The sequence below is a fragment of the Nostoc sp. WHI genome (assembly GCF_015714725.1).
GTDB lineage: Bacteria > Cyanobacteriota > Cyanobacteriia > Cyanobacteriales > Nostocaceae > Nostoc.
The window spans coordinates 1-8,426 of sequence record NZ_WBKM01000338.1; the positions used below are offsets into that span (position 1 = coordinate 1).

The window sequence follows — 8,426 nt, forward strand, 5'->3', positions numbered from 1 at the left end:
TCAAAAAGTTCGTGACTTATTAGCAACTCGGACTAGTTTCTTTAATGATATTCGTACCTTATTAAAATTTATTTGCTTTAAAAATTGGTCGGAGTTTTTCTTATTTATTCTTACCGAATATGTCCCTCTCACAAAAGTAAATTCTAGTTAAAAATGTCAAATTTTTGAGAGGAGGTAAAGATTATTAATTAAGAGAATTTACAAAGTAGGTCGGAATTTCAGCTATATTTATAAGTTGAAATCTATTTTTTCATGGGCAGATTTTTAAAATTGTTTCTCTTCAGTTAATTATTATGATTATCTTTCAAATAAATCATAATTAGACAGAAGTTCTCTATGTAAACAAGAGGACTTTATCTTCTTTTGTTTTCAAAATGAGAATTGCTGGGTACATGGCACAAATGCGCCGCCGTTACAAAGCCTATCGTGAAAGTGGAATGGTTGAGGAGCAATGGACGCAACACTTAAGAGACACAAACCAACATTTCTGTGTAGTCGCTGAGGAGTTTACAACTTGGACAGATAATATAACTGAGCCAATGCCAGATGATTGTGAGGATGATAAATGGAAGCCCGACCCTGATTTTATTGGTAAATGGTTTCGCTGTGCCATGACTGAATCTCGCAAACAATTAATGATTCCTTTGTTCGTGGCTCACGACCGCACAATGGAGATTTTAGCCAAAGCCAAAGGATTATCAAAACTGAGAGATGCTGCACTATTAGAAGTTGAATTAATCGCAACTATTGACCCAATTACGACAGAAGCTAAAGCTAGCGGTCAGGGCAAGATTAAGCTACCTGGGCATGGTCAATGGATTGATATTGAACTGCCCAAGTTAGACCACAAGCGAATTGATTTTCGGCTTGATAAACCTTTAACCAGTAATGAACCGCCAACTATCGATAAAGCCACTTTAGAGCGGATTTATGAACTGGAATTCAATCTTGGTAACAAAGCAGGTGATACCCAAGGTGAACCTAATAAACTATCACCAATGGCGCAAAAGCTGTATGAATATCTCACCAGAACTGAACGAATATCAGCTGATGTTAGAGAGTTTAAGGGCAATTTTAAAGTGAACGGTGAAAGATTTACTGTTGAGCAAATAAAGGGCTGGATGTATGAAATTGTGGGGGCTGATTTGGCTGACTGGATAGGCGAGGGTGTTATCAAGCTCAATCAAATTTAGCCGCTTTGGTGTCCGCGTGTCTGCTCCCAAAACCCCCCTTTTTTGGGGACATCGGACACGCCTACTCCACAGACACCAAAGCCCAAAACCCTTATACAGCAAAGACACCGCCAGACACGACCCCAGACACCACCCAGACACCAAGTGTCTAGTAGGTGTCTGCTAGACACCAATAAGAAATAACCTCATAAACAGCCATTTATTATTAGAGGATTATCAACATTATGCTGAGAATAGTAATTGTTGAACCAGAAATATTCACTCTCTTAGGCATCAAAGGCGCTATTTCACAATCCCCAGATATAGAAGTAACTGGTGATGCTACCAGTGGAAAACTATGGTTTCAGTTAATTGAACAGACTAATCCTGATGTTGTGTTAGTTGATTTACTATTACCCGACATGAGTGGTTTAGAACTGACTCGCTCAATCAAAAGGAAAACTAATAGTAAAGTGGTAATTTTTACTAATCAGACTCATTCCGACTTTGTTAACTCGGCTTTTCGTCATGGGGCTGATTCTTATATGCTCAAAAGTGCTGATGTAGAATTGATTGAACTAGCCATCAAGAGAGCTTACTTTAATGAATGTCTACTTGACCCGAAGCTGGCTAAAAAACTGTTAGAAAGCCTTTATCAGAACAGATATATCGACCCCAACTTCGTTGACAAAAACTTGCTTGAACCACCTACTGAGCGACAAATACAAGTCCTGCGTTTACTGGCTCAGGGTTTAGTTTTTGAACAGATTGCCAAAGAAATGTTTCTCTCTGTTAGTACAGTCAAAAATTATGCCAGTGATTTGTACAGTAAATGGCACGTCAAGAACCGTTATGAGGCGATAAAAAGAGGGGCGATGCTTGGTTATATTGACTATAACTTGATTGTGAATGAATGATTTATCGGTGAGGAGAGCGAAAGGATTAAGTCGGGTATTGGTGGGGTTTATTTTTGTACAAAATCTCTATATCCCTAACTAGCCCAATCGTTGCTGCAATTCCGAAGAGCGCACCGTCAGAACATCGGCAGTCATTATTGAGATACAGCCCAACTTTAAGGTAAAAGGTCAACGGTTCAGTTCCGAGGAGTTGAAGCGACTGTTTAATGAGTTGGTTGAGAACAGTCTGGCCATGCTACGACCAACGAAATCACCCCAATTCATGCAGTCCTAAAGAACAGACAGACCTAGACAGAATCCTTGTACTATTTTCCCGAATTGGGAATAGTTATCCGGTTTCACAAACCTTCAAAAACCTCAGAAGCTACCTCGTTTACGTATTCATCCCGTTTCTACAGGTGTTGACCCCTGGTAAATTAGCAGAGGTATTGTTATATAAAGATAATTTAAACTTAACCTTATTTTCAGTATAAATACTAGACCGCCAAGCAGGTTTGCGGTTTTAAACTGTTTATTTGAATGCTAACCCCTTAAACAACTGTGTTAAACAGCATCAACTACTCCAATTTACGTACCTATATGTTTATGTAGGTAACTAAACGTCATTTCTGGCACGAGTTTTGATGTATTACATATAGGAATCCGGTTTGATTCCTGAATTTACTTGCGTGGGCAGGGAACAGGGAATAGGGAATAGGGAATAGGAAAGAAGGGATATATCTGTACTGAGTCTTGTTCAAAAATCAAATAGGAGTCCTATATGTGGGGATTCCTGATGAGGTGGCGGATGATGTGAGCTTTGAAGACAGGATGAGGGCTTTAACTACGGACTTGGCAGCACAAATGCGTGAGGCTGAGGCTTTGGATTTAGAGATTAAAATACAGTTAGCAAAGGTAGGGTTTAGTTTAGAGGAGGTTCTATGATGACTTTGCAAGAAATTATTAATTCTATTAATAGTTTGCCTACGGAAGATCGAGAGTATTTATTTGAGTTTCTGCGCCAGCAACGAATTGAGAATGGGCGGGTTGAAATTTTGGCTAATGCTCAGGAGGTGATGCAGACTTTTAAGGATGGGACACCAAAGAGCGGAAGCGTTGATGAATTGGGCGCTGATTTATTAGAGGAAGAACAAACAAAGTCTGAGGGCTTTTGGGATATGACTTTACGATTTAGAGAAAGGATGCAGCAGGAGAACATTACTTTTGATGATGCAGATTTTGCGGATCTTCGCGATCGCTCTGTCGGTAGGGATGTTGAGTTTTGAGTATCAAGTATTTATTAGACACAAATATTATTTCAGAAGCCACTCGTCAAAGTCCTAATGTTAATGTAGTTAAAAAACTGACTGAGCATCAACTAGAGACTGCGACTGGTTCGGTTGTAATGCACGAACTTTTATTTGGTTGTTTACGTTTGGTGGAATCACAAAAACGTCGATTTTTGCTGGAATATATTAATCAAATACCTTTAAAAATGACAATACTAGATTATGATTTAAAAGCTGCACAGTGGCACGCCCAAGAAAGGGCTAGATTATCTAAGATGGGCAAAACTCCAGCTTTTATTGATGGTCAAATTGCGAGTATTGCTTACAGTAATAATTTAATTTTGGTAACTAATAATGTTTCTGATTTTGAGTTGTTTAATGATTTAACGGTTGAAAATTGGTTTGTTAATAGTGGTGAAGGCTGAATTATGAGTGAGTGGACTACTAACGATGAAAAATGCCCAACACTGTCTGGCACTTTGATTTTGGTTGAGTAGCTAATATTTATAATCAGCTTCATTTGCCAGATACCGAGGTTTTAAAACAGGATTAAAGGCAGCTTTTTGAGGGGAGCGATGGGTAAGTTTAAATTTTTTGTTTTGGGAATCAAATGATAGTTAGTAAAGGTATATTTTAAGTTTATGAGTGCCAAAAAACTTGGTGATTTTATTACTCTTCAGAGAGGTACTACTTATAAGAGCCAATTATTAGGGCAGTCAGGAGCAGTTTTAATTGGTTTAGCTTCCATTCATAGAGAGGGCGGTTTTCGTGATGACAAACTAGAAACATACGGGGGTGAATGTCCAGAAAAAATATCTCTAAGGGCAGGTGATTTATATGTGTCTCTTAAGGATATAACTCATGATGGACATCTTCTTGGAGCAGTTTCTCGTATTCCAGAAAAAATAAAGCTAGGTAGACTAACTCAAGACACAGTAAAGTTAGTTTTCCTAAAAAACGAATTTCCAAGAAATTATATTTATTGGCTTTTGCGAACTCCTCAATGTAGAAATTATTGTCGCTCATTTCAAACAGGGACAACAAATCTAGGATTAGCTAGAGAGGATTTTCTCTCATTTCCAGTCCCTCCTCTTACTGATTTTGCTAGTTCTATAGTTGGATGTCTTGAGGCAATAGAAAAGAAAATCGAAAATCTGAGGCGACAGAATGAGACTTTAGAGGCGATCGCACAAACTCTATTTAAGCATTGGTTTATAGATTTCGAGTTCCCCAACGCAGACGGTAAGCCCTATAAATCATCTGGTGGGGCGATGGTGCGATCGGAGTTAGGCGAGATTCCCGAAGGTTGGCGTGTTGGAAAATTAAAAGACATTTCTGATATTACTTCTAGCAAGAGAATTTTTAGCGCAGAGTATGTCGAAGCAGGTATTCCATTTTATAGATCGAAAGAAATTATAGAACTTCATGCAAGACAAAACGTGACCACTGAATTATATATTTCATTCGATAAATTTAATGAAATAAAATCAAAATTTGAAGTTCCCAAAACTGAAGAAATTTTACTTACATCTGTCGGAACAATCGGTATTCCTTATCTTGTTAGAAAAAATGATGAATTCTATTTTAAAGATGGTAATTTAACATGGATAAAGAATTTTAGAAATGGATTTAGCGGTATTGTTATATACTACTGGTTAAAATCAGATTCCACTCAAAATAAAATTAAACAAAATACTATTGGTAGTACCCAGAAGGCATTGACTATTCAGGCTCTTGGTAATATTTCAATCTTTATTCCAGATTTAAAAATGTTAAGTGAATATACAAAGTTTATTGAAATATTAAATTCAAAAATTGAAAATAATATTTATCAAATCCAAACTCTAACTAAAACCCGTGATACTTTATTACCTAAACTAATGAGTGGTCAAATCCGCGTCAAGGAATAACCTATAAAATCTTTCACTGAAGACACCATATAAAAATGAAATTATAATTAATTAACTCATTTACCAAATTGCTATGTCTAATATCACCATTCACCAGCTAGAACCAGATATAACTAAACTTTTAGAACAACGCGCCGCCCAACACGGACACACCATCGAAGCCGAAATCAAAGCCATACTTCAAAGTGTATTAGCTCCAGAACTATCACCTAAAATTAACCTGTCCGCAGCCATAGAAAAACGCTTTGCAAACCTCGGTGATTTTGAACTAACCGAAATCACCAGAAAATAATGACACATCATAAAATTTAAACTTTTGGTCTATTGTAATTATTGTTAAACCTTCTACCAAAGCTTGAGAAATTAACATCCTATCAAACGGGTCTTTATGATGCCAAGGCAAATTACCCACATTTAAACAATGCTCCGCCGAAATATCCAAAACTTGAAACCGATTATCCCGAAGCACCGCCAACAAATCATCGGGTTGCTTCAACTTTCCTAATGAAGTTTTAATCGCTATTTCCCATATTGTTGCTGCGCTAACAAAACTATCATTTACTGGATTTCTAATAATTTCTCGCACATCTGCCGACAACTTCGGGTCATTTGCTAACCACCACAACAAAACATGGGTATCTAATAAAAAACCCATTAACCTTTTCCATAGAACATAGCGTTAATCTCCTCTGACTCATCATCAAAATCATCAGCAATCCAAACCCGCCCTTCCCAAGCCCCAGGAGTACGCGGCTCAAGTTCCGCCTCATAGCGTACCAAACGCACCAACGGTTTACCCTCTCGACTAATGACCACATCTTCACCCTCTAACACTGACTCTATTAATTCGAGAAGATATGCCTTTGCCTCTTGAACCGTTGCATTCTTCATAGACAAAAAAACCAGATAGATTAAAATCTAATTATAAAATGAAAATTTATGTATCATTCCACACTTCTTTAATTTTTAATCTAAATGACCGCCTTCACCGAAGACGAAATCGAACAATACCAACTCCAACTGCTGCAAAACCTCGGTTATAGCTACTGCAACGGCTACGATATTCAACCAGAAGGCAGAAACCAAGAGCGAGAAAGCTTCGGTGAAGTGGTTTTAAAAGATAGACTGCAACAGGCAATATCACGCATTAACCCCAAAATTCGCCCCGATGCCCGATATCAGGTACAACGGGAAATATTCAATATCGCCAGTAGCGAACTACTCAACAATAACGAAATATTCCATAAATACCTCACCGAAGGCATCACCGTTGAATATCAGAAAGACGGTGAAACCAGAGGTGAACCTTTTAAATTAATTGACTGGGAACACCCCGAAAATAACGAATTTCTCGCGGTTAACCAATTTACAGTTATTGAAGATAACCATAACCACCGCCCTGATATTGTCATTTTCATTAACGGCTTACCCCTCGTCGTCATCGAACTTAAAAACGCCGCCGATGAAAAAGCCAACCTCAACGCCGCCTATAACCAACTTCAAACCTATACACGAAGAATCCCTAGCTTATTCACCTATAACGCCCTATTAGTAATTTCTGACGGACTATCCGCCCGTGCTGGTTCGCTCACGGCTGATTTTAACCGCTTCTCCACATGGAAAACAACCACAAACGAAAACCAGATCAACGAACTGGAAATCTTAACCAATGGTCTGCTCAACAAGCAAACCTTACTAGACTTAATTCGCCACTTTACCGTATTTGAAAAGTCCAAAACCGAAGACCTCAAAACAGGCATAATTAGCATTACCACCATTAAAAAAATCGCTGCCTATCATCAATATTACGCCGTTAATAAAGCCGTCGAATCTATCATTAAAGCCTCATCCCAAGCAGGCGATCGCAAAGGCGGTGTACTTTGGCATACTCAAGGAAGCGGTAAATCTCTTTCAATGGTATTTCTGGCAGGAAAACTGGTTTTAAACCAAAACCTCCAGAACCCCACCATCGTCATGTTGACAGATCGCAATGACTTAGACGATCAACTATTCGACACCTTCGCAGGTTGTCAGCAACTCCTCAGACAAGACCCCCAACAAGCAGGTGATAGAGAACAAGTCCGCCAACTACTCAACACCAACTCAGGCGGTATCATCTTTACCACCGTCCAGAAATTTTCCCCTGCTGATGGCGAAACCCTCTATCCAAAAATTAGCGATCGCTCTAATATTATTGTCCTTGCCGATGAAGCCCACCGCAGCCAGTACGGTTTTAAAGCCACACAAGTTAATGTCCTTGATGCCGAAGGAAACGTTATCGGTAAACGCACCAAATACGGCTTTGCAAAATACATTAGAGAAGCTTTACCCAATGCTACCTTTGTCGGCTTCACAGGTACACCCGTAGAAGAAACCGACAAAAACACCCCCGCCATTTTTGGCGAATATATTGACATCTACGACATCTCCCAAGCCGTCAAAGATGGGGCAACCGTGCCGATTTATTACGAAAGCCGCTTAGTACAAGTTGATTTAGACGCAGCAGGTAGACAACTCCTAGATGAACTAGACGAAGACCTGAGCTTTGAAGAACTTAGCACCACCCAAAAAGCCAAAGCTAAACTTGCCCAACTACTAGAGCCGTTTTGCCACCCATTGTGCTTATACCACAACAACTCATTGTTTGCATTGATTCCGTAGACTACACCATCGCTACTTGCAAAAACAGTTTTGAAACTCCAGCCATTTCCAACTTTCGTGCAATTATCACTTGCCCAACTAGCAGAACCATCTTGCCAACCACTGTGTTGATACCAGCACAAATCACTAGAAACTAAGCTTGGGCTTCTTATGCTTGCAACCCATTCTTCATATCGCCTCTGTTTAACTTGAGCTTCATTGAAAACATTTAGAAGAACACCAGCTTGCACCCCTCCCAGGGCGAACGCATCTAAATATCAATACCTTTGCCAAAATAAGAGCCAACAAAAATTTGGGCAAAAATGGCAAAATGACCCATACATAAGCGTTTAGCTTATAAGGTAGCTTGGAATATCAAACCCTTGATACTACGGACAATACGTTAAAAAACCTTGTGGGAAACCTTGAAGGAATTTTTAGGACTTATTGTTTTTGCCAAGCCTCAGAGAAAAGGGAGTTCAGATATCAACTCACCCTCGTAAATTGGCAAAGGTATTG

Annotated in this window: 10 protein-coding genes and 1 pseudogene; 8 read left to right on the top strand and 3 right to left on the bottom strand. The window is 39.0% G+C overall.

Features of this window, described 5'->3' with window-relative positions:
- Positions 1-374 precede the first annotated feature (374 nt).
- The 7 genes from F8S12_RS34580 to F8S12_RS34610 all read left to right on the top strand — a co-directional run bounded on the left by F8S12_RS34580 (position 375) and on the right by F8S12_RS34610 (position 5,559).
- On the top strand, positions 375-1,193 hold the full coding sequence (locus tag F8S12_RS34580) for a hypothetical protein (protein WP_196520773.1): 819 nt from the start codon (positions 375-377) through the stop codon (positions 1,191-1,193).
- 224 nt (positions 1,194-1,417) lie between these two features.
- Positions 1,418-2,089, top strand: a complete 672-nt coding sequence (locus tag F8S12_RS34585; protein ID WP_196520774.1) for a response regulator — start codon at positions 1,418-1,420, stop codon at positions 2,087-2,089.
- A 762-nt stretch (positions 2,090-2,851) separates the two neighbouring features.
- Positions 2,852-3,013 carry a hypothetical protein gene (locus F8S12_RS34590; protein ID WP_196520775.1) on the top strand — a complete coding sequence of 54 codons (162 nt, stop codon included), beginning with the start codon at positions 2,852-2,854 and terminating at the stop codon, positions 3,011-3,013.
- Positions 3,010-3,354: a hypothetical protein gene (locus tag F8S12_RS41320; protein WP_230968480.1), complete on the top strand. Its 345-nt coding sequence runs from the start codon at positions 3,010-3,012 to the stop codon at positions 3,352-3,354. Before F8S12_RS34590 ends, F8S12_RS41320 begins: the two co-directional genes overlap by 4 nt.
- Entirely contained in the window at positions 3,351-3,782 is a 432-nt protein-coding gene (locus F8S12_RS34600; protein ID WP_196520776.1) for a type II toxin-antitoxin system VapC family toxin, read from the top strand. Before F8S12_RS41320 ends, F8S12_RS34600 begins: the two co-directional genes overlap by 4 nt.
- A gap of 216 nt (positions 3,783-3,998) precedes the next feature.
- Entirely contained in the window at positions 3,999-5,267 is a 1,269-nt protein-coding gene (locus F8S12_RS34605; protein WP_196520777.1) for a restriction endonuclease subunit S, read from the top strand.
- A gap of 73 nt (positions 5,268-5,340) precedes the next feature.
- Positions 5,341-5,559, top strand: a complete 219-nt coding sequence (locus tag F8S12_RS34610; protein WP_196520778.1) for a FitA-like ribbon-helix-helix domain-containing protein — start codon at positions 5,341-5,343, stop codon at positions 5,557-5,559.
- Here F8S12_RS34610 and F8S12_RS34615 read toward each other — a convergent pair.
- Both F8S12_RS34615 and F8S12_RS34620 read right to left on the bottom strand, forming a co-directional pair.
- Positions 5,536-5,922 (bottom strand): type II toxin-antitoxin system VapC family toxin, encoded by a 387-nt coding sequence (locus tag F8S12_RS34615; protein WP_196520779.1) that lies wholly within the window; start codon positions 5,920-5,922, stop codon positions 5,536-5,538. The two genes, F8S12_RS34610 and F8S12_RS34615, sit on opposite strands and share 24 nt — an antisense overlap.
- Positions 5,922-6,158, bottom strand: a complete 237-nt coding sequence (locus F8S12_RS34620; protein ID WP_196520780.1) for a type II toxin-antitoxin system Phd/YefM family antitoxin — start codon at positions 6,156-6,158, stop codon at positions 5,922-5,924. The genes F8S12_RS34615 and F8S12_RS34620 overlap by 1 nt, the downstream gene beginning before the upstream one ends.
- 84 nt (positions 6,159-6,242) lie before the next feature.
- Here F8S12_RS34620 and F8S12_RS34625 point away from each other — a divergent pair, with 84 nt between their 5' ends.
- On the top strand, positions 6,243-7,928 hold the full coding sequence (locus tag F8S12_RS34625) for a type I restriction endonuclease subunit R (RefSeq protein WP_230968481.1): 1,686 nt from the start codon (positions 6,243-6,245) through the stop codon (positions 7,926-7,928).
- On the opposite strand, the pseudogene F8S12_RS42535 reads toward F8S12_RS34625, so the two are convergent.
- Positions 7,910-8,158: pseudogene (locus F8S12_RS42535) on the bottom strand (hypothetical protein); the annotation flags it as partial. The gene F8S12_RS34625 and the pseudogene F8S12_RS42535 overlap by 19 nt on opposite strands.
- Positions 8,159-8,426 lie beyond the last annotated feature (268 nt).